17 protein-coding genes are annotated in these 20,915 nt (G+C 31.8%); 9 read left to right on the top strand and 8 right to left on the bottom strand.

The features are described 5' to 3' along the window. Window positions 1–105 precede the first annotated feature (105 nt). A complete protein-coding gene (ruvA, locus tag OQ292_RS00910) occupies window positions 106–708 on the bottom strand; it encodes a Holliday junction branch migration protein RuvA (RefSeq protein WP_284684164.1) in 603 nt (200 codons plus the stop codon). A gap of 252 nt (window positions 709–960) precedes the next feature. Continuing rightward, window positions 961–2,046, bottom strand: a complete 1,086-nt coding sequence (locus OQ292_RS00905; protein WP_284684163.1) for a DUF4837 family protein — start codon at window positions 2,044–2,046, stop codon at window positions 961–963. 359 nt (window positions 2,047–2,405) lie between these two features. Here OQ292_RS00905 and OQ292_RS00900 point away from each other — a divergent pair, with 359 nt between their 5' ends. After that, on the top strand, window positions 2,406–4,301 hold the full coding sequence (locus OQ292_RS00900; protein WP_284684162.1) for a T9SS type B sorting domain-containing protein: 1,896 nt from the start codon (window positions 2,406–2,408) through the stop codon (window positions 4,299–4,301). Between the two features lie 11 nt (window positions 4,302–4,312). Here the strand turns inward: OQ292_RS00900 and OQ292_RS00895 are convergent, their stop codons facing one another. Beyond that, the gene (locus tag OQ292_RS00895) at window positions 4,313–4,462 is read right to left on the bottom strand and encodes a hypothetical protein (protein ID WP_284684161.1); all 150 of its coding nucleotides are present in this window, start codon (window positions 4,460–4,462) and stop codon (window positions 4,313–4,315) included. A gap of 122 nt (window positions 4,463–4,584) precedes the next feature. Between OQ292_RS00895 and OQ292_RS00890 the strand changes: the two genes are divergently transcribed. Continuing rightward, window positions 4,585–5,766: an endonuclease/exonuclease/phosphatase family protein gene (locus OQ292_RS00890; RefSeq protein ID WP_284684160.1), complete on the top strand. Its 1,182-nt coding sequence runs from the start codon at window positions 4,585–4,587 to the stop codon at window positions 5,764–5,766. Window positions 5,767–5,772: 6 nt separating this feature from the next. Here OQ292_RS00890 and OQ292_RS00885 read toward each other — a convergent pair whose 3' ends face one another. After that, complete coding sequence (locus OQ292_RS00885; RefSeq protein ID WP_284684159.1) at window positions 5,773–8,181, bottom strand: heavy metal translocating P-type ATPase; 2,409 nt, start codon at window positions 8,179–8,181, stop codon at window positions 5,773–5,775. A 665-nt stretch (window positions 8,182–8,846) separates the two neighbouring features. Here OQ292_RS00885 and lepA point away from each other — a divergent pair. Together lepA and OQ292_RS00875 are read left to right on the top strand one after the other, a co-directional pair. Continuing rightward, window positions 8,847–10,634: a translation elongation factor 4 gene (gene lepA / locus OQ292_RS00880; protein ID WP_284684158.1), complete on the top strand. Its 1,788-nt coding sequence runs from the start codon at window positions 8,847–8,849 to the stop codon at window positions 10,632–10,634. A gap of 36 nt (window positions 10,635–10,670) precedes the next feature. After that, a complete protein-coding gene (locus OQ292_RS00875; protein ID WP_284684157.1) occupies window positions 10,671–11,531 on the top strand; it encodes a class I SAM-dependent methyltransferase in 861 nt (286 codons plus the stop codon). A 1-nt stretch (window position 11,532) separates the two neighbouring features. Here the strand turns inward: OQ292_RS00875 and OQ292_RS00870 are convergent, their stop codons facing one another. The 4 genes from OQ292_RS00870 to OQ292_RS00855 form a co-directional block, all read right to left on the bottom strand. Beyond that, window positions 11,533–12,054 (bottom strand): hypothetical protein, encoded by a 522-nt coding sequence (locus tag OQ292_RS00870; RefSeq protein WP_284684156.1) that lies wholly within the window; start codon window positions 12,052–12,054, stop codon window positions 11,533–11,535. A 21-nt stretch (window positions 12,055–12,075) separates the two neighbouring features. Beyond that, complete coding sequence (locus OQ292_RS00865; RefSeq protein ID WP_284684155.1) at window positions 12,076–12,648, bottom strand: hypothetical protein; 573 nt, start codon at window positions 12,646–12,648, stop codon at window positions 12,076–12,078. A gap of 135 nt (window positions 12,649–12,783) precedes the next feature. Next, window positions 12,784–13,620 carry a hypothetical protein gene (locus tag OQ292_RS00860; RefSeq protein ID WP_284684154.1) on the bottom strand — a complete coding sequence of 279 codons (837 nt, stop codon included), beginning with the start codon at window positions 13,618–13,620 and terminating at the stop codon, window positions 12,784–12,786. 57 nt (window positions 13,621–13,677) lie between these two features. Further along, the gene (locus tag OQ292_RS00855; RefSeq protein WP_284684153.1) at window positions 13,678–14,931 is read right to left on the bottom strand and encodes a MotA/TolQ/ExbB proton channel family protein; all 1,254 of its coding nucleotides are present in this window, start codon (window positions 14,929–14,931) and stop codon (window positions 13,678–13,680) included. 315 nt (window positions 14,932–15,246) lie between these two features. Here OQ292_RS00855 and OQ292_RS00850 point away from each other — a divergent pair, with 315 nt between their 5' ends. From OQ292_RS00850 to OQ292_RS00830, 5 genes are all read left to right on the top strand, one after another. After that, window positions 15,247–16,539, top strand: coding sequence for a flippase (locus OQ292_RS00850; protein WP_284684152.1), 1,293 nt, complete (start codon window positions 15,247–15,249; stop codon window positions 16,537–16,539). Between the two features lie 11 nt (window positions 16,540–16,550). Further along, window positions 16,551–17,579 (top strand): nitroreductase family protein, encoded by a 1,029-nt coding sequence (locus OQ292_RS00845; protein WP_284684151.1) that lies wholly within the window; start codon window positions 16,551–16,553, stop codon window positions 17,577–17,579. Between the two features lies 1 nt (window position 17,580). Then, the gene (locus tag OQ292_RS00840; protein WP_284684150.1) at window positions 17,581–18,741 is read left to right on the top strand and encodes a polysaccharide pyruvyl transferase family protein; all 1,161 of its coding nucleotides are present in this window, start codon (window positions 17,581–17,583) and stop codon (window positions 18,739–18,741) included. 30 nt (window positions 18,742–18,771) lie between these two features. Further along, window positions 18,772–19,908: a glycosyltransferase gene (locus tag OQ292_RS00835; protein WP_284684149.1), complete on the top strand. Its 1,137-nt coding sequence runs from the start codon at window positions 18,772–18,774 to the stop codon at window positions 19,906–19,908. A 133-nt stretch (window positions 19,909–20,041) separates the two neighbouring features. Continuing rightward, window positions 20,042–20,908, top strand: a complete 867-nt coding sequence (locus OQ292_RS00830; protein ID WP_284684148.1) for a glycosyltransferase family 2 protein — start codon at window positions 20,042–20,044, stop codon at window positions 20,906–20,908. The last annotated feature ends 7 nt before the right edge of the window (window positions 20,909–20,915 follow it).

The raw sequence follows: 20,915 nt of genomic DNA, 5'->3' as shown, positions 1-20,915 counted from the left end.
CTATTTGTCAGATGAAAAAAAAATAATTAGACGCTAGTCCTTATACTTTGTGCTAAAATCAAAAAATGAGAATAAATCAGATTGGTAAATTCACTTCATATATTATTAATTATTTTTGAGCGCAAGTTTAATGAGTTCCTCCAACGATAACTCGTTGCCATACTTTTTTATTATCTGGGAAATGTTTTTCTCTGCTACAGATTTTGTAATTCCCAGTGAGATTAAAGCAGCCAAAGCCTCATTTTTTGTATTGCTTTCTGTTGTTGCAGCAGCAATTACAGACTGGCTAACTCCAGTAGTGCCAATTTCTTTGCCTATTTTATCTTTAAGTTCAAGAATAACTCTTTGGGCAGTTTTGGCTCCTATGCCTTTTACAGATTGTATTACTTTCACATTTCCGCTAAGTATTGCTTCTTTTATTTCAGAAGTACTTAAAGATGAAAATAACATTAAACCTGTAGAAGGTCCAATTCCTGAGATGCTAATCAATTTTGTAAAAAGTATTTTTTCCTCGAGTTCAAAAAAACCATAGAGAGCCTGCATATCTTCTTTTACATAAAAATATGTGTAAAGCTTACAAGCATCAATATTTTTTATATGAGAAAAAGTATTTAGAGATATTTTTATTTCATAACCAATACCTCCAGTTTCAATTACCACATAGGTGGGGTCTTTTTCAACTAACTTTCCGCTAATAAAATAATACATAAATAGAATTACACCCTCGTCACAAAAAAAATGTGCTTATTTATATAACCAATAAGCAGTTAGTTAATTATAAGAGACTTTTGGATTATATTACTGTAGATAATTAAATTGTCTTGAATAAAATAATTCATTCAAAGCTAAAAATTTTACAATAATTTTTAAAATAGATACAATTTATTTTATGTCTAATGCTAAAAAAAAGGGATTCATCTATAATTGAATCCCTTTTTTCTAAAATTAGAAGAATAAATGTTATTGACTAACAAATTTCTTTAAAATTACTTCTAATTCTCTAATGTGTTTTCTTTTAGAACCTCCAGGTGCATAGGCAAAACCTTCAACATAATATATTCTGCCACTTTCTTCGTCAGCAAAAACATAGCTTAAGAACGGGCCACCTCTATATCTATCTTTTAACCTCCACAAGCCTCTGGTTTCAACTGCGTATTTTCCAGAAACAGTAATTTTTCTTTGGTTAACAGGTGCAATTTTTTGTATTGTAACATATACATCCGGATTCTCAGGGTCTCTGGTATACTTGCTCATAATCTGCTCTCTCCACAACATTATGCTGTCTTCATTAAATTCGTTTTGAGATTGATAATCTTTATAATAAATAAGGATGTTTTTATCAAGATCATATTCAGGGTATCGCAACCATACAAAGTTCTGTTCTTCTTTTGCTAGTTTATATCCCTCAGGAATCATTAATTCAATGTCGCTACTCTTTTTAAGGGCTGCTTCAAGCTCCTTTTTTCTAGCTTTAAATAAAGACGCTTCCATTCTTCTCCTTTCTGTCTCCACCATTATATCTTGAATGCGAATTTTGCTTTCTTTAAGATGTTTAATAAGTGTAGCTTCGTCTTTGCTAAAAAGACTCAACACTACCTGACCTTTAGCAAACTCATCTGTTTGTCTAAGCATAAAAAGCTCATCATCTGCTCTTACTTTTTTAATACTCTCAGGTGTGAAAAATTCTTTCAATTTTTGTGAGCCAGCAGTCTTTTCATCAAAGGTAGTTACAATAACTATGTTTTTGTGTTCTCTTAAAAAGCCATTAAAAGCAACAGGATTAATATGTCTTACAGTAAACATGGGTTCTGGCTGAGGTAGACCTTTTATGTCTTCCATAAAAATATCTTTAACTGCGTCTCCTAATTCGCCTTTCCACTTCACTGTGTCCATTACTAATATAAGCTCATAAGCATCACCTTTGGCTGATTTTAAAAGGCCTAGTTCTTTATCAGATTTTGGGCTACAACTCTCGATTAAAACTGATAAAAAAAGGAATGGTATTATATAGTAAAATATTTTTAAAGCTCTGATTGACTGATGCATATTTATTGTTTTATTTTCAGTGTTTTAATTCCGTATTTAAAAGTAAGGTTTTTTGAATTAAAAGCAGATAGAATTGATTCTTAGCTTATTTATAAGATGAAATTTAATTGGATTAAATCATAGATGTTTTAAATATCAGTTATTTTAAATAGCTACTAATCTCTTAAATACTTTTTATCGAAATAGATACAGTATTTTTTAGCTTAACTTCTTCATTTTAATAAAGTTTAACACTTTAGAGGTTTATTTCTGGCATTAAAATTAGCAGTTATAATTGTAAATAATGCTGTTTATCAGGTTGTGGGAATCTATAATAGTAGAGATTGTTTAATAGGAAAGTGTCTTTAAATTTTTTGAGTTTGAGAATAATTAGAATTATATTTTTTGTTTCAATCAGTCTTTTTTGCCTAACAAAAACATATGCACAGTTTGAAGCTGATGTAACTAAAGGTTGTGCTCCACTAACCGTAACATTATCTTCAAATGTTACAGGAACGGATGTGAAAATTAAATACGACTTTGATGGAAGTGAAACCGATTTAACATTTGGAGATGCTAATACACATACATATACCGAACCCGGTATTTATTCGATATATCAAATTATTCAGATAGGTAATAATTCTGCTACTGAAGAAAAGAAAGAATCTTTTATTGAGGTGCTTGAACCAGAAGTTCCGCAATTTGAAGTCGTGCCTTGTTCTGGCTTTACTGCTAAAATCAATATTACTGATGTCTATTACGATTTTTATGTAATTGATTTTGGAGACGGAACTACAGAAACAGTATCAGGTAATAAATTGGTAACGCATACATATGCAGACGGAACTGCTCAAGATATTATAGTAAAAGGAGGCTTTACTGATGGTGGAAACGATTTTTGCGGAGAACGAACCCAGAGTTTTACCCCTCAGCTTACTATTAATCCGGGTATAATTCAAGGTGCTGTAGTGGTATCTGAAGATACTATTGAGTTAAGTTACGAACTACCAGATAACGTGACATATGTTTTACAGGAGAATGTTGGAGGTAACAATTTTTTTGATCTAATGGAATTAAATCCTGATTTTAATAGCACGCAATTGCCGGGTAGAGATGTTAAAAGTGATGCTTACTGTTATCGAATTATAACAAGAGATGAATGTAATAATACTGAAGTAGTCTCTGATGATGTCTGTGTTGTTGATATTGAAGTAACTGCAGGGAAGGGTGAAAATGTAGTAATTTGGCCCAACTTACCTGTAAGTGCAAATTTTGAAAAAGTGAATGTGTATGTTGATAATGTGCTCACTGAGGAAATTACAAATACCAACCAAAATGAATTTACACACTCAGATGTAACTTGTAATGTAGATTATTGCTACTATATAGAAGTGGTTTATAGTAGTGGTGTTATAACCCAAAGTTCTGAGCAATGTGTTACAGCTCAATCAGCTTTTGATATTCCTGAACTCACTGAATTAAATGCCTCTGTTGAAGGTGAGAATATAGCACTCAGTTATTTGTTTGCTGATGAGAAGAGAATCCAAACATTAGAGATTTATCGTGCTGAAAATGGAGGTGACTTTGAGAAGTTGCCTTTTGAAGATATAGATTTTACTTCCTTTACAGATACAACAGTTAATGTAAATGCCAATCAGTATTGCTATAGAATTTTTGCTACAGATTTTTGCGATAATGCTTCTTCAGATAGTTTAGCGGTTTGCACTGTTTTATTGTCAGGTGAGAAAGTAGATGATTCCAATGAGCTTTCTTGGACAAGTTTTGAGGGTTTCCCATTCGGTTTTTCTTACACTGTAGAAATTATGGATGAGCAAGGTAATATATTAGAAGAAGTAGACGGCTTGGCAAGAAATGTATTATCCTATTCTGATTTTAATGACCCAGACGAAAGTACAATAATTAGTTACAGAATTAAAGTGGTAGCTGACCACGATAATTCGCAAATTTCTTATTCCAATACAATCGTATTTATTGATGAGTTGGTGCTTGAAGCACCTGAGGCGTTTACTCCTAATAATGATGGTTTAAATGATACTTTTTATCTGAGGGGGCAATTAATTACCGATTATCAATTATCGGTTTTTACGAGATGGGGAGAGTTGATATTTTCAAGTAATTCACTCGAAAATGGCTGGGATGGAACTATCAATGGAAAAGAAGCTCCAGCCGGGCCATATTCTTATGTGGTTAAAGCCAAAGATTTAATTGGGAATGAAACAGAACAAAAGGGTCTCTTTATGCTCATTAGATAGTAGGTAATGCACTATTTTTTGAAATTCATCATTTTACGCATTTCCCAGAGCCTGATTTTAATCTCTTTAATTTCCTTAGGAGAACTGGATGCAAAAATGGTAGAACTTAACTGAAAGTATTCTTTCATTAGTCTTTCTCTGTTGGTAGATTGTGCATTCATAAATTGGAATTGTTTGTTTGTGTTAGATACCTAGATTTATGATGTCTAAGTTTGCAAATATCATTTCATAAAAAATTCTATTTACATTTATTAATATAAAAAATTTGGGAATAAAGAATAACATGAAATTAAGTTGCCTTGGAGCTCTTTTTTATTGTGTATTGCTGGTTTTAAGTATTAATTTTGCCAATGCACAAACTATTCGAATAGCTACTTTTAATGCTTATCTAAACCGTACAAAACAAGGAGAGCTTTTACAAGATTTATTGGCAGATGAAAAATCTGAGCAGATTGAAAATGTTGCAGAAATAATACAAAGAATAAGACCAGATATTTTGATCTTACAAGAGTTCGATTACGATGTAGAAGGAAGATCTTTAAAGTTATTTGAAGAAAAGTATTTAGCAAAAAGTCAAAATGGTACTGAGCCAATAGATTATCCATATTTTTATATACCTGAAACTAATACAGGTTTTCCATCAGGTGAAGATTTTGATAATGATGGCAAAATAGAAGGTGGGGGTGATGCTTTTGGCTTTGGTGTATTTCCTGGTCAATATGGTTTTGCAATTTTGTCTAAGTACCCAATAGAAATTCAAAATATTCGTACTTTTCAGAAATTTTTATGGAAAGATATGCCAGATGCTAATCTCCCTATAAATCCAGAAACTAATGAATCTTATTATAGTAATACAGCATTAAATGTTTTTAGACTTTCTTCTAAAAACCATGTCGATTTTCCAATTAAAGTTGAAGGTGAGACCTTACACGTAATAGTAGCACATCCAACTCCACCAGTTTTTGATGCAGCAGAAGATAAAAACGGTAAGAGAAATCATGATGAAATCCGACTTATTACAGATTATATCAATAATGCAGCTTATTTATATGATGATAAAGGAGTAAAGGGAGGTTTAGAGTCAGGAGCTTATTTTGTGATAGGTGGTGATATGAATGCAGACCCTAATGATGGTGACACTTATGACCATGCAATAAGAAAGCTTTTAGAAGATAAAAAAGTAAATGCTGCTGTAATTGAAGGTAGCAAAATACCCAAATCGAAAGGCGGAGTAGCAAATACCAAGAAATCTGATAATGAGCAACTAAAAGCTCAAATAAGTGACCCTAAATACGATACTTCAGATTGGGGTTTAAGAGTTGATTATTTAATCCCTTCTGCAAATATCAATGTAAAAAAATCAGGCATTTTCTGGCCAGAAAATGGGAAAAAACTTAGTTATCTCACAGACAATAATGCGAGTTCAGATCACCGATTGGTGTGGCTAGATATTGAGTTAAAGTAAGCATACTTAATTATTAAAAGTTTGCTTCCCTTTTAAGTAAGTGGCTGCGGTAGCAAATATTACTACAGTAGCCGAACTCAATGGCATTAGAATCGCCGAAACTAGTGGTGTTAAGAGGCCTGTCATGGCAAAGCTCAAGCCTATTATATTATATAAGAATGATAGAATGAAGCCTAAAATAACTACATTGTAAGATGATTTTGTGTATTTGATAATCTTACTTAATTGGTTAAAAGCATCCGCATCCATTATGGCATCGCAAGCAGGAGAGAAGTGATAAATGTCGTCGGAAATAGAGATGCCAGCATCACTTTGTCTTAAAGCACCAGCATCGTTTAAGCCATCACCTACCATTAAAACTTTTTTGCCTTTTTGCTGCAATTGCTTTACATAATCCAACTTGTTTTGTGGAGACTGATTAAAATGCATATGATCTACACTGCCAAAGAATTGTTCTAAATTCTTTTTCTCATTTGAGTTATCACCAGACAACAAATGCAATTCATACCTTTCTGCAAGGTCATCCATTACATTTTCAAAGCCTTTTCTATATAAGTTGCCAAACTCAAAATAGCCGATCATCTCATCATTTTCGGCAAAATATACTCTGGTGTTTTGGTTGATGTTTTCGACTACTGCTTTTGTATATAAACCGCTACCTAACTTAAATGTATTATTAGCTAAAGTTGCTTGTATTCCTTTTCCAGATTCTTCTTGATAAGTATCAAAATTTGTTAATTGGCTTACCTCTGTTAAATACTGGTTTAAGTTGGCACTTAATGGGTGAGTTGAATGTGCTGTGATACTTTTAATTATACTCTTATATTCATTTGTTAAGGGTTTTCCAAAATACCGTATTTTACCAGCATCTAGCACTGTAAGTGTTCCGGTTTTATCAAATAAGATCGTATCAACTTTTGAGAGAGTTTCAATAGTATTTGTGTTCTTAAGGTAAATACCTTTTTTGCCTAAAATGCGAGTAGAATTTCCAAAAGTAAATGGAATGGTTAAAGCCAGTGCACAAGGGCAAGCAACTATCAATACTGAAGTTACGATAATAGCAACCATTTCTGGCTGATAAACATACCAAAAAGCACCAGTGCCTATACTTAATAAGATAATAAAAAAAGTAAAGTACTTACCCACATTATCTGCTAATACAGTTAAACCAGTTTCTTTTTCTTTCTTAAATATTTCTTGATTCCACAGTTTAGTGAGGTAACTATTTTCAACTTGTTTTTTAATCTCAATCTCGATGGCTTGTCCGCTTTGTCGGCCACCTGCATATAATATATCTCCAGATTTTTTCTCTACAGGATCAGACTCACCTGTTACAAAACTATAATCTATCTGTGCATTTCCTTTTAACAAAATAGCATCTGCCGGAATAAGTTCTTGATTTCTAATTAATGCTCGATCTCCAGGTTGTAAATCTTTAAGCAAGATGTTTTCATGCACATTTCCTGCTTTAACAATGGTAACACTTACTGGGAAATAAGAAGCATAATCTCTATCAAAAGAAAGTGCAGCATAGGTTTTTTGTTGATACCATTTACCTACTAATAAGAAAAATACCAGCCCAGCCAAAGAGTCCATATAACCGGCTCCTGTGGATGTAATAATTTCGTAAGCACTTCTAGTAAATAGCGTGATGATACCTAAAGATATAGGCACATCCATATTGATGAATTTTTGCTTAAGACCTTTCCATGCCGAAATTAAATATTCAGTACTACTATAAAAGAATACAGGTAAAGAAAGTAGCAAGTTTAACCTACTAAAGAATTTTACAAACTCTGTGTCTGATTCGGCTCCCATACCCAAATACTCTGGAATACTTAGCAGCATAATATTGCCAAAGCAAAAGCCAGCGATACCGAGCTTAAAGTAAAAGCTTTTTGGAAGTCCTTTTTTACGTTCGTTTTTTTTTGGAGATGAATCTATTTGTGGAGGATAACCTATTTGTTCAAGCAGTTCAGCAAGCTGCCTTAAACTGATTTGATCTTCTTTAAAAGTGATGGTTACTTCTTTTTTGGGGAAATCGACAATTACGCGTAAAACAGCATCGTGCAATTTATTTAGGTTTTCCAGTAACCATATACATGAGCTACAATGTATGGCAGGAATAAAGAATGAAATACCAGTAATTTGATTGTTGGAGAAATGGATATATTCATCTCTAATAGATTCAATATCCAGAAATGCATATTTCTGAGTGGTGCTTTTCTTGTTTTTTAAACCGGGAGTTTTTTCAATCTGATAATAGTTGCACAGATTACTTTCTTGTAAAATCTCATACACAGTTTTACAACCTTCACAGCAAAAAAGCTTATCGTGTGCAGTAATTGGGTGTTTACCACAGTCATCACCACAGTGATAACATTTAGTTTGTAGCTCAGGGTTAAATGCATTCATCTTAATTAGTGGTTTAGTAGTAGATCAAATTGAAAAAAAATATCTCCTCTCCAAGCGAAGAGGAGATATCCCAAGCTATTTATTGGCTATCTCAAAGCATACATCAATGCATTGCATATCTGTTACAAAGATGTAGTAAAGTGCTTATAGTGCACATGATGTATTTCTACTTCGAAATATGATTGATATCATAAAATATATGGATTCCATTACTCTGCAGGGATATCTTCTAATTCTTTCAAGTTTGCAGTCAATTCTTCATCAGAAAGAAAGTGATTTGTGAGCTTTCCGGCGTAGTAAGCCTCATAGGCACTCATATCAAAATGTCCATGTCCACACAGATTGAAAAAATAGTTTTGCTCACACCTTTTGTTTTAGCTTGATTTACTGCGTTTTGTTAAAAGTTTTAGTGAGGTTACTTTATTATAAAGTAATTATCATGAGTGGTTTTAATTTAAATAAAAAAGCCTTTTTTTGAGCGGTTTTTGAAGATTTTAATGGGATTATTAGTTTGATGAATATTATAGAATGAACAAAATATCAAAAGATTTTTTTAGTAGATACTAAACAGGCTTAATCAGCTTTTTAAAAAATCAATATTTTCTCACATACTTATTTGCACAAACTGCATCATTTTATTGCAGAATTGTTTATAGATTTGCAACATGAAGAATATCAGGAATTTTTGCATTATTGCTCACATAGACCATGGTAAAAGTACCCTAGCAGATCGCTTGCTTGAGTCAACACAAACTGTGACTCACAGAGAAATGCAGGCGCAGTTGCTAGACGATATGGACTTGGAAAGGGAAAGAGGTATTACCATTAAGAGTCATGCTATTCAAATGGACTATCTGTTTGAAAATGAGGTGTATACATTAAACTTGATTGATACTCCAGGACACGTCGATTTTTCATACGAGGTATCAAGAGCTATTGCAGCTTGTGAAGGTGCGCTTTTAATTGTAGATGCTGCACAGGGAATTGAGGCTCAAACCATATCTAACTTGTATCTTGCATTAGATCAAAATCTTGAGATTATTCCTGTTTTAAATAAAATTGATCTTCCAAGTGCAATGCCAGAAGAGGTTTCTGATCAGATTATAGATTTGATCGGTTGCGAACCTGAAGATATTATTAAAGCCAGTGCCAAAGAAGGAATTGGAATTAGCGACATTCTTGAAGCGATAGTAAAGAGAATTCCTGCTCCTAAAGGTGATCCTGAAGCGCCATTACAAGCATTGATTTTCGATTCAGTATTTAACTCATACAGAGGGGTAGAAGTTTATTTCCGTGTAATGAACGGGCAAATAAAGAAGGGAGATGAGGTAAAGTTTGTGGCAACAGGTAAAACTTATGGTGCAGATGAAATTGGTATCCTAAAATTAAAACAAACTGCAAAAGATACGATCTCTGCGGGTAATGTAGGCTACTTGATTTCTGGAATTAAAGTAGCTAGAGAAGTAAAAGTAGGTGATACAATTACGCATGTAAGCAGACCTTGTAGTACAGCTATTAAAGGTTTCGAGTTTGTAAAACCAATGGTATTTGCTGGTATTTACCCTGTTGATACTACAGAGTTTGAAGAGCTAAGATCTTCTATGGAGAAATTGCAGTTAAATGATGCTTCTTTGGTTTGGGAGCCTGAAACTTCTGCTGCATTAGGTTTCGGTTTCCGTTGTGGTTTCCTTGGTATGCTCCATATGGAAATTGTACAGGAAAGACTTGAAAGAGAATTTGACATGACTGTAGTTACTACAGTTCCATCGGTTCAATTTAAAGCTTATAGTACAAAAGGTGAATTGATTATTGTAAATGCACCTTCTGATATGCCTGCTCCAAACCTAATTGACCATATTGAAGAACCTTTCATCCATGCATCAATTATTACAAAGGCAGATTTTGTAGGCCCTGTAATAGCACTTTGTATGGAAAAGAGGGGACAACTTAAAAACCAGATTTATCTTACTTCTGATAGAGTGGAGTTGAAGTTTGATATGCCACTAGCAGAAATCGTTTTTGATTTTTATGATAAATTAAAGACAATCTCAAGAGGTTATGCTTCTCTCGATTATGAAATAACTGGCTTTAGAACGTCTAAATTAGTTAAGCTAGATATTATGCTCAATGGAGAATTGGTAGATGCACTTTCTGCAATTGTGCACAGAGATAAAGCTTATGAGTGGGGTAAGAAAATTTGTGAGAAACTGAAAGAGCTTTTACCTCGTCAGCAGTTTGAAATTGCAATACAGGCAGCTATTAGTACAAAAGTTATAGCACGTGAAACTGTAAAGGCATTGCGTAAAAACGTATTAGCTAAGTGTTACGGTGGTGATATTACTCGTAAAAGAAAGCTGTTAGAGAAACAGAAAAAAGGTAAGAAAAGAATGCGCCAAGTTGGTAATGTGGAAATTCCGCAAGAAGCCTTTATGGCGGTTTTAAAACTTGATTAATTTAAATCCTGCTTAACGGCAGGATTTTTTATTTATATGCATCAGCAACTTTTAAAGGAGATAGATCACTCATACAAAAGAGCTAACTTTTTGTATAGCTTATTTTGGGATAAAAATTCTTCAAGTTCTATACATTTTGGCTATTGGGATAAAAGCATAAAAAACCACAGTCAGGCTCTACAATTACATAAAGAGAAACTTTCTGAGATGGCGAATATATCTAAGCAAGCTAAAGTGCTAGATATGGGTTGTGGAGTAGGAGGCGGAGCTTTTTTTCTCGCTCAAAAGTTTAATGCACAAGTTACTGGTCTAAATATTTGTAGTACTCAATTAAAAGAGGCGAGGCAAAAAGCCAAAAGGTTGAATGTAGACAGTCAAGTGAATTTTTTGGAATTAGATTATCTACATAGCCAATTAGAAAATGATACATTTGATGTAATCTGGGCTACAGAAAGTTTTTTTCATTGTGATGACAAGACCAAGTTTATACAAGAGTGTTATAGGTTATTGAAGCCCAGAGGAGTTTTATTAATTGCTGATTATTTCATTTCAAGACAACCAGATAATGCAAAAGAAACATCTCTTATGAATAACTGGTTCGATGGTTTTCATATTCCTTATTTACTAAGTAGAGATCAGTTTGAAAGTGAGATAGCAATAGCTGGGTTTGATGAGTTTCATTACAAAGATGTGAGTGAAAATGTGGTGCCAAGCTCAAATAGATTGTTTTTGTTAGGCTATATTGGAGTAATAGCAGCATTTCCGTTGAGAATTTTCCCTAAGAATATAAGAAAACAATTACCATTTCAAGAAAGACATGCATTGTCTACTAAATGCCAGCACAAAGCATTAAAAAAAGGTTTGTGGGAGTACGGCTTTGTTTCTGCAATAAAGTGACTTATCCCCAATCGTTAAAAATGATGTCACCCAATGTTTGTGGTTTCCAGAAAGAGAACTCTGCAAACTCATAAAAAGTAAGTCTTTTTACAGTAACTGCATCATCTTCATTATCTGCATCAACAGTTATAGAAAGGTAATCACAGGTAAGTACTTCATAATTATTCTTAAAAAATGTAGCTAATTGCTCATTATCAAAAAACTCATTTTCTGGCAAATCAAAATCTGCTTGATTGATGTTTTTAATATCAAGTACTTTACTAAATGCAATTATGGGATAATATCTGTTACAGAAAATTAAGATATAGCTATTATCTGGCTTAAAAACTACTGCAAGATGGTAGCTTTTAGTTTCACTTAAAGTAAAATCGTAAAATGCCTCTAGTAGATAGCCTGTCTTTTCAACTAAATTTTCACAAGCTTTTCTAAATTGATAAACATCGATAGATGCAGGTGTATCTTCACCTTCTTTATAAAATCCTGAAACTCCTGGGGGTAATATATATTTGCTAGTTTTGCTCATTGCTGTAATAATGTTTTGTGTTTAATAGATACTTACATTATCAGTAGTTTTTTGGAAGGTTCCGTTTTTTTCCAGTTCTAAAGTAACTGTAAATGTTCTTAAGCCTTCTCTAGGAGCGCCTTCACCAACAATATTAGGAATTAATTCAAAGCCACTTTCAATTCTACCAGATTCTGAACCAAATCTTTCGATAAATTCATCAACAGGTAAGCTTGTTTCTGGCTCATTTATAAATGCTGCATAGAATACATCATTTAATAATTCTCCTGTAGGAAAAACATCATTGTAATCTTCACTACTTATTATTTCTATACTCTCTATTACATCGTTCGCTTGGTATCCATTAGAATAATTGAACCAGTCGCTAGAACCAAGAGAGACTACATTTTCTGCATTTAAATTAACCAAAATAGAAAACTTAGAAGCTTCTAGCTCAGCATTATTTGCAAGTGTATCTCTGGTTTCAGTATTTAAAAGCATAAGGTCCATGGTTTCCCATTCGTATAGTTGTAATTCCCTACCACAAGAGGTTATTAACAACATAGCTAACACTGTAAATACTGAAATTTTTATATAAACAAATTTTGCTTTCATAGCTCGGAAACGAAACAGGATTTTTTATTCAAAATGGTAACAGTTGTTTTGAATAAAAAATCCTGTATTCATCATTTTATTTTGCTTAATGTTCAGGCAAAAATAAGAGAGTTAATGATTAATGCTGAGATTAGTTTAAAAAAAACTATTATCCTCTTCTTCCTCAGCTTCATCATTATTTAATCCAGAGCTTATCTCTTTTAATTTTTCCCAATCTACAGTATCAATAGTACCAACTTTAGGAATGATATAAATAAGAAAACGTTGATTGAGTTTTTCATTATTGTTTACTCGACCAATACCTCCTGTACCGCTACCAGAAATAATTACTTGGATTTTATCCTCATCAAATTCTACTCCTTGTCGGTTCCAAAGTTTTTTAAGTTGGAGAGCTCTTTCGTAACTTAATTCGTAGTTACGAGAATAGTTGTCTTTTGAAGCACTACCTTCAATTACAAGCAAGTATTTAATATTTAAGCTTGATTCAAGACTATCCATAAGCGTTTTAAGTGCCCGACCAGCATTTTCTAACATTAGGTGGTACTCTTGTTTAATGATGGCACTTCCTGTAGAAAACTGTACATCAGACTTTAGCACATGTCGCTTATACTGCGGTTGATAGGCAAAGTACCTAGAATCTAATTTAGAAATTGCTTCTTCAATTTCTTTTAACTTTCTAAACTCTTCTTCCATTACCAACAGCCTGCCTCTTTCATTCTCTAGTTGTTTTACTAATGAGTCTGCCAGATTTTTTTCAGAAATTAAGTAGCTGCTAATTCTGTCAAGTTCTTCTTCTTGTTGGGCAATCTTATCGCTTCGTAATAAAAGCTCTTGTTTTAGATCTTCGAGCCCAGCTTCTTTATCTTTGAACATTTTATAGCTCAATACAAAGAGAGTTAGGGTAATTATGAACAAGGCCGTCATTAAATCAGCATAACTTGCCCAGAATATATTTTTAGAATCGTTTTTCATAACAGTGATGTTTTGAGATTCATGGAAATTAATAAACTCGATTTTTTAATCAATTTCTTACATATAAAGTGGGATAATCTCATTGCTGAGATACCAAATGCCAATAGTGATTCCTAAAATAAAGAGAATAGTACCTAAAAAGGTAAATAGGCGGAATGTGAAAGAGTTAAGAAAACTTCCACTACTTGACTCAGAACCGTCTAACGATTTTTGTAAGAAAGAATAAAGGTTTCCGATTTGTGCCGCGATTTGTTTGTTAGAAGATTCTGTTTCTTCTAATCTGGCAAGTATCGCTTTATTTACAGTTTTACTTTCTTCGTAAATATCTGTTGAAGCACCATTTTCACTTACAGCAAGTTGTTGAATTTTTCCATCTACTCTAATTAAGTGATCATCAATTTCTTGAGTCATGCTGGCAGTTCTTCTGGTAATGTTACCAATCGTCTCAGATTGTTTTACTACCAAATCGTTATTGTCTCTTATAGATTGGGCAATGTGTTTTAAACCTGGCTCGAGACCTTTAATACCTTCCATCACTTCTTGTAATTCTTCAAATCGCTTAAGCGTATTACCTAAAGAAGTACTTAAATTATGTTGGTAGCTGGTAAACTCATCTGTAAAAGCAGAAAGTTGATATTGAATTTTCTTCATATCAACCGGCATTGCTTTGTACGATCTTGATATAAGGTTAATTCTAATAAAGTTGAGGTATTCATAAAGATCATTATCACGATCTTTTTTAGCCTCTTTATATATGTAATTACTTCTTACAGTTAAAAATAGTCCGAAAGCAGAGGCTATCATACCTATTAATACACCACCTATAAAAGATTGTATGGCTGAGTCGCTGACACCCATACTAGCAATTTTAATAAGACCGATAATTACACCAGTAAATGTACCTAATAGACCTAAGTATAGCGGAAACGCAATAGATGTATCGATGCTATCTTCCAAAGTTTTAGATTTTCTTTCGGCAAGATCTTGTACATCGGTAATGTTAGCCGCCCCTTTGTTTCTAATTATATAGTTGTTTGTCGCTTCAACTATTTCAATAAAAGTTTTGCTATATGAATTATCTTTTTTGATTAGCGCAATTTTGTTGGCTTCTATTAGAGCTGTATCCTCGTCAGTGCCTGTGCCATCTTTGTGTAAACTTGTGTATTCAAACCCCAATTTGTGACCTGCCGGGAAAATTTTTCTAATTTTTCTGATAGTGTTGTTATTGCTAAAAAATACACCTAACTGAGCCAGAATAATTACGAGAATTACCACTGCCTCGATTATGAAATACGAATCACCTAAAATCATTTTGCAGTATTTAGTTGAAAAAAAATGTTTGTCAAAAAATCAAATAATTGTTCAAATAATATCTTTTATTCGAAATAAGCAAAATATATACTGAAAACCAGCAAATTGATAGTTGTTTTTTACGATTGGGTAAAAAGAAGGTTAAATAGGACAAAAACATTACATATATAAATAATATTTAGGTAGTTTTTATCTTAAAAATAATGTTAGCTTTGCAAGACTTTAATAAAATCTTGTTTGGATTTTTTGCTAGAGTTAGTCTCACAGCACAAACAAATTTTTTATAGAACTATAAGGTTTAGCTTTTTCAACTGAATGCTTCCAATTACTATTTCAAAAAAATATATCCAAAACATAGGTTGGTTACTTTTCGATTACGGATTGAGAATGGTAGGAGGCTATTTTGTGATGATTTGGCTTGCTAGGTTTCTAGGGCCTGCAACTTTTGGAGTTTTAAGTTATGCTTTAGCAAATGCTGCAATTGTTACTGCAATTGGAGTAGCTGGTTTACATGGTGTAGCAATAAAGTTTTTAGTTGAAAATAAAGACCAACATAATGAAACAGCAGGTACTATCTTTTATATAAGGCTGATTGCCTCAATAATTTGTTATGTTGTATTAGCTGCTTTCTTATATGTAGAGTATAATAGTTTCCCGCCAAAGGTTTTATTGAGCTTATTAATTGGCTTAAAGGTAGTTTTAACTCCTATCACTGTAATTGAATTATATTTTGACGCAATTGTTCAATCAAAATATAGAGTTATTGCTCGCAATATTGGTTATGGGATAAGGTCTGTATTAATTATATTTTTTATTTTATTAGAATGGCCTTTAATTCTATTAGGATTCATTTTCTTTTTTGAAGAAGTATTTGGTGTAATAGGCTTATTATTTTTTTATAAACATAAAGCAAAGGAAAAACTCAATAAATGGAAGTTTAAAAAAGACTTAGCTAAAGAACTCATGAGTGAAGCTTGGCCAATGGTCATTTCATCTGCAGGTGCAATTTTATATGTAAAAATTGATCAGATTATGATAGTAGAAATGCTAGATGATATTCAAGGTGGGTACTATGGCGTTGCAGTTAAGATATCAGAGCTTTTCTCTTTTATTCCAGGTCTTTTAGTAGGTACATTTTTTCCTGCTATTATCGAGAGTAAAAAAGTCGATATAAAAGGTTATAAGCTGAAAATGCAGAAACTAATATTATTGATGATGTTAATTGCTGGATTCTTAGGCTTAGGTATTTATTTATTTGCAAATCAAATAGTTTACTATTCGTTTGGAGAAGAATTTTTACCGGCAGTTTCTATAGTAAGAATACATATTTGGACATTAGTTTTGTCCTTTTTAGCTATTGTGTTAAGTAGATGGCTAATTGTTGAAAAATTAACTAAGTTTTCATTATTAAGACATTTACTTGGAGTAATAGCGAATGTGGGATTAAATTTTTTACTTATTCCAACAATGGGGGGAGAAGGTGCTGCTATTGCTAGTATAATTTCTTTATTTTGTGCTGTTATACTTTTTGCAGTTTTTGATAAAAAAACATTTGAGTTTTTAAGACTTTTATTTTCATCTTTTTTTGTCTTCCGATTTCTGAAATAATATTTTTTGCAATGCAAATTTTAAGAAGAGTATTTCAAATAATTTTATATAAAATCAAAAAATATATCATTGTTTTCTTAAGCTTTATTGGTCTTGGGTATGTATGTTGGTTGGTTGATACTTATGTAAAGTTAAGATATAAGTTTGAGGCACTTTACTTAGGGACAAAAAGTAATAGAAAGAGTAAATACAATCTATTTAACTTTAGGCGAAATATTCATCGATTGGAAAAAGGGCTATCTTATGCTACTTTAAAAGACGTATTTGCAGAGGATTATATTTATGATACAGTTTATTGTCTAAGAGAAGGAGAAAAGAATTCGGCCTTTGATGAAGATAGTATTACTTGGGGAAAAGCGGTATTGAAAGAATATTTTTCTAAAGTAGAACATACTGAAAAGGTAAAGAAAGCTTATTCGGTTTTCCAGCCTTTATTAAGTACAAATCGTTTTGCTGAAAATGAAATTCCATATTTAGAATCAGAAAGAGCTCAATCAGATATTTCTTATAGTCAGTTGATGAATATGGCTTTGAGAAGAAGAAGTATAAGGCATTTTATTGATAAAGAAGTAAGTGAAGATGTGATTAAAAAAGCTTATGATATTGCTAAAATGTCTCCAAGTGCATGTAATAGGCAGTCTTTTCAATACTACTTTTATAATGAGAAGTCTATTGTGAAAAAGTTATCTCAAATACCTGGAGGAGTTGCCGGATATGATATACCTACAGTAATAGTGATTGTGGGTAATTATAGTGGCTATTTTGATGAGAGAGATATAAATGCTCCAGTTATAGATGCTTCACTTGCAGCTATGGCATTTTTATTTGCTCTTGAAACTTTAGGATTGGGGAGTGTATGCATCAATTGGCCTAATCTACCAGATCGAGAGGCTAAAATTAGAAATGTTTTAGATTTGAAGGCTTCTGAGTTCGTAATTATGATGATAGGAGTGGGCTATCCTGATCCGAATGGTAAGATACCATTTTCAAAAAAGAGATCAGCGGATGAAGTAGTGAAAATTAACAAACTAATAAAGTAATATGAATATTTTAATTATAGGAGGACAATTTCATAATAAAGGTGCATACCTTATGGTAATGACAGTAATGAAAGAAATTAGGAAAAGATTAAATGGAGTTACTATTGTGTTTAGTAATTATCTTCCACTTCCAGAGCCTCTTTTAGCTGACGATGTAAAGCTATTAAAAAGGCCAATTGTTCATGTTGGTTATAGTAAAAAAAAATTTAAAATATATTTTGAGTTTGGTTTTTTAATTAATCACTTAAAGTCTTTTACAAAAGGCGATATAAAATTCTCTGAAATAGATGTAATAATTGATATTGCGGGTTTTGCTTATGGTGACCTTTGGGGTATTAGTCCTATTGAAAACCTTAACTATTTATTAAAGAAAGCTAAAAAACATCAAATTAAATATATAACTCTTCCTCAAGCTTTTGGTTCTTTTGAAAAGCAAGGAATAAAATATGAAATGCTAAAAGTAGTTAAAAGTGCCGATTTAATTTATGCGAGAGATAAGGTTTCTAAAATGTATCTAGATAAACTTTCAGATACTAAATCTAACAAAGTGAAATTGGCACCTGACATCACATTGACGATGAATAATGAAGATATACAGACTAATATTGATCCTAAATATTGTTGTATAGTCCCCAATGAACGAATGCTTGATAAAGGTGATGCTTCATGGAAAGAAAATTATATTCCATTATTAAAGAAGATGGCTGATGTTTTAGTTAAAGAAAATATACAAATCAAAATATTAGTACATGATTCTACTAGTGGAGATATGGTTTTAGCAAAAAAATTATTAGAATTAATTTCTGCTGAATATTGTAGTTTGATACAAATAGATGATCCAATAGAGATTAAACATTTAATTGCGGGATCATTGTTTTTAGTTGGTTCTAGGTTTCATTCAATTGCCTCAGCTTTCTCTAGTAACGTACCTTGTTTAGGCATAGGATGGTCACATAAATATAAAATGTTATTTGAAGACTATAGGATGGAAGATTATGTATATGATAAGCCAAATGAATTAGAGATGCTAAGATCTTTACAAGATTTAATTCAATTTGATGAAAATTTGAGTTTAAGAAATGTTATTAGAAACGCAAATAGTGTGATAAAAGATAAAAATGATTTGATGTGGCAAGAAGTTTCAAGTTTGATTTTGAGCTAAACTTCGATTTAAAACTTCAAAATAAATCTAGTGAAAATCTTATTTATTTCTCATTATGGTTCACTCTATGGTGCCAATAGGTCCTTGTTTGATTTAATAATAGGCTTAAAAAAAAAAGGAGTAATTCCAATTGTACTATTAGCAGAAAAAGGGGATTTTAGGGATTTACTGATTAAGAATGATATTGATGTTAAATGTATTCATTTTTTCCCATGGATGATATGGGAAAAGAAGAAATATAAACTACCAGGTAAAATATTCTTAGATGTTTTGAAGTTTCCCTACATTTTAAACTTTGCTAATAAAAAAAAGATAGATATAATATATTCAAACTCTTCTGTCTTTGGTTTAGGAGCCTTTTTGGCTTATTTACTTAAGAAGCCTCATATATGGCATATAAGAGAATTCGGTTGGTTAGATTATAAGTTAAAACATTTTTTACCTAAAAAAATCATAAAGTTTTTTTATGAAAATGCATCTCATATAGTAGCAATTTCCAACGCTATAAAAGATGAAGTACTTAAAGGGATAAATGCACCTATAGATGTAATCTATAATGGGATCGTAGGTCAAAAAGAGCAATCTCCTTTAATAGAAAAGAATTTAAAAGAGATTAATTTCTCTATAATAGGTAAAATAATGTCTACTAAAGGGCAACATGTAGCACTAAAAGCTTTTAAGAGATTTAACGATAATTTTCAAAACTCGAATTTATTTATTGTTGGAGATGGTGATGATAAATATTTACATGATTTAGAAAATTATGTTTTATTGAATGGTTTAAAAGAAAAAGTAAAGTTTACAGGGTATATTACTGATGTAGAGAGTGTATATATAAATACTCATGTCTTACTGATGTGTTCTCAATTTGAAGGTATGGGAAGAGTAACTATTGAGGCAATGTCTAGGGGAATACCTGTGATTGGGTTTTCTAGTGGTGGTACAATTGAATTGATCAATAATGGTATTAATGGGTTGTTGTATCATAAATTTGAAGATGATCAAGAGTTGCATTCCCTAATGTTAGAAATGGTTAAATCCCAAAATATTTATAAATCTTACTGTGAAGAAGCACTATTGTCTAGCAAAAGATTTTCAAAAGAACGATATGTGAATTCAATTTGGCAAATAATTGATTCTAATATTTCAAAAAGCACTTATTATTAATATTAATGATAAGTGCTCATAAGTATTAAAGTGTTTTGAACACTAGTAAATTTTTTAAGGATGCAATTCCATTATAATATAAATCGTCAAATTAAAAATCTTATTACTACTATAAATAAATGCTTTTCTATATATGATGAATTCTAGTAAGCCAAAGATATCGATAATTATTGCGGTTTATAATAGTGCTTCCTATTTGAATCAATGTTTAGAAAGCTGTATTAAACAAACTTATCCTGAAGTTGAAGTTATTGTGATAGATGGTGGATCTACAGATGGTTCTGTAGAAATTATCAAAACTTACGATAAAAATTTACATTATTGGATATCTGAAAGCGATGAGGGAATTTATGATGCATGGAATAAAGGACTAAAAAAAGCTAGCGGTGAATGGATTTGTTTTATTGGATCTGATGATTTCTTGTGGAATAAGAATGTTTTGGATGAACTATACCAAGAATTATTGGATGCTAAAGAAAGAAAAATTCGATTATTATATGGAAAGGTAAATATAGTTTCTGAAAAGAATCTGAATATTCTAAGTATAGAGGGCAAACCTTGGAGTATATGTAAGCCAAAAATCAAAAACTACATGACTTTTATGCATTGTGGTACATTTCATCACATAGGCTTGTTTAAAGAATATGGTTATTTTAATTCTTCTTTTAAATTAGCAGGAGATTATGAATTTATTCTAAGGGAACTTAAAAAGACTGATCGTGATGCTATGTTTGTAGATAATGTTACAGTTGTAGGTATGAGAATAGGTGGAGTAAGTAATAGTTTAAATTCGAGATTGGAGGCTGCTAAAGAAACTAGTTTGGCTAGGAAAGTTAATAATATTAATAATTTCTCTAAAGAATTATTTTTTTGGAAGTTGAGACTTAGGATATATGAGAAAGTGAGAGTAATATTTGGAAAGTCTTTATCAAATAATCTTGCTAATTATTATAAATATTTTAAGACTGGGAAAAAGATATGGTCTGAAGGTGAAAAATAATTTTTTA

This window comes from Chondrinema litorale (assembly GCF_026250525.1).
GTDB classification, from domain to species: domain Bacteria; phylum Bacteroidota; class Bacteroidia; order Cytophagales; family Flammeovirgaceae; genus Chondrinema; species Chondrinema litorale.
This window is presented reverse-complemented; position numbering and strand designations above follow the sequence as displayed.

Bases quoted from the DNA above. Each gene is read 5' to 3' on its own strand.
- OQ292_RS00895 (WP_284684161.1), bottom strand. From the start codon at position 4,462: ATGAATGCACAATCTACCAACAGAGAAAGACTAATGAAAGAATACTTT.
- lepA (WP_284684158.1), top strand. From the start codon at position 8,847: ATGAAGAATATCAGGAATTTTTGCATTATTGCTCACATAGACCATGGT.
- OQ292_RS00845 (WP_284684151.1), top strand. From the start codon at position 16,551: ATGCAAATTTTAAGAAGAGTATTTCAAATAATTTTATATAAAATCAAA.
- OQ292_RS00865 (WP_284684155.1), bottom strand. From the start codon at position 12,648: ATGAAAGCAAAATTTGTTTATATAAAAATTTCAGTATTTACAGTGTTA.
- OQ292_RS00860 (WP_284684154.1), bottom strand. From the start codon at position 13,620: ATGAAAAACGATTCTAAAAATATATTCTGGGCAAGTTATGCTGATTTA.
- OQ292_RS00890 (WP_284684160.1), top strand. From the start codon at position 4,585: ATGAAATTAAGTTGCCTTGGAGCTCTTTTTTATTGTGTATTGCTGGTT.
- OQ292_RS00870 (WP_284684156.1), bottom strand. From the start codon at position 12,054: ATGAGCAAAACTAGCAAATATATATTACCCCCAGGAGTTTCAGGATTT.
- OQ292_RS00875 (WP_284684157.1), top strand. From the start codon at position 10,671: ATGCATCAGCAACTTTTAAAGGAGATAGATCACTCATACAAAAGAGCT.
- ruvA (WP_284684164.1), bottom strand. From the start codon at position 708: ATGTATTATTTTATTAGCGGAAAGTTAGTTGAAAAAGACCCCACCTAT.
- OQ292_RS00840 (WP_284684150.1), top strand. From the start codon at position 17,581: ATGAATATTTTAATTATAGGAGGACAATTTCATAATAAAGGTGCATAC.
- OQ292_RS00855 (WP_284684153.1), bottom strand. From the start codon at position 14,931: ATGATTTTAGGTGATTCGTATTTCATAATCGAGGCAGTGGTAATTCTC.
- OQ292_RS00905 (WP_284684163.1), bottom strand. From the start codon at position 2,046: ATGCATCAGTCAATCAGAGCTTTAAAAATATTTTACTATATAATACCA.
- OQ292_RS00830 (WP_284684148.1), top strand. From the start codon at position 20,042: ATGATGAATTCTAGTAAGCCAAAGATATCGATAATTATTGCGGTTTAT.
- OQ292_RS00885 (WP_284684159.1), bottom strand. From the start codon at position 8,181: ATGAATGCATTTAACCCTGAGCTACAAACTAAATGTTATCACTGTGGT.
- OQ292_RS00850 (WP_284684152.1), top strand. From the start codon at position 15,247: ATGCTTCCAATTACTATTTCAAAAAAATATATCCAAAACATAGGTTGG.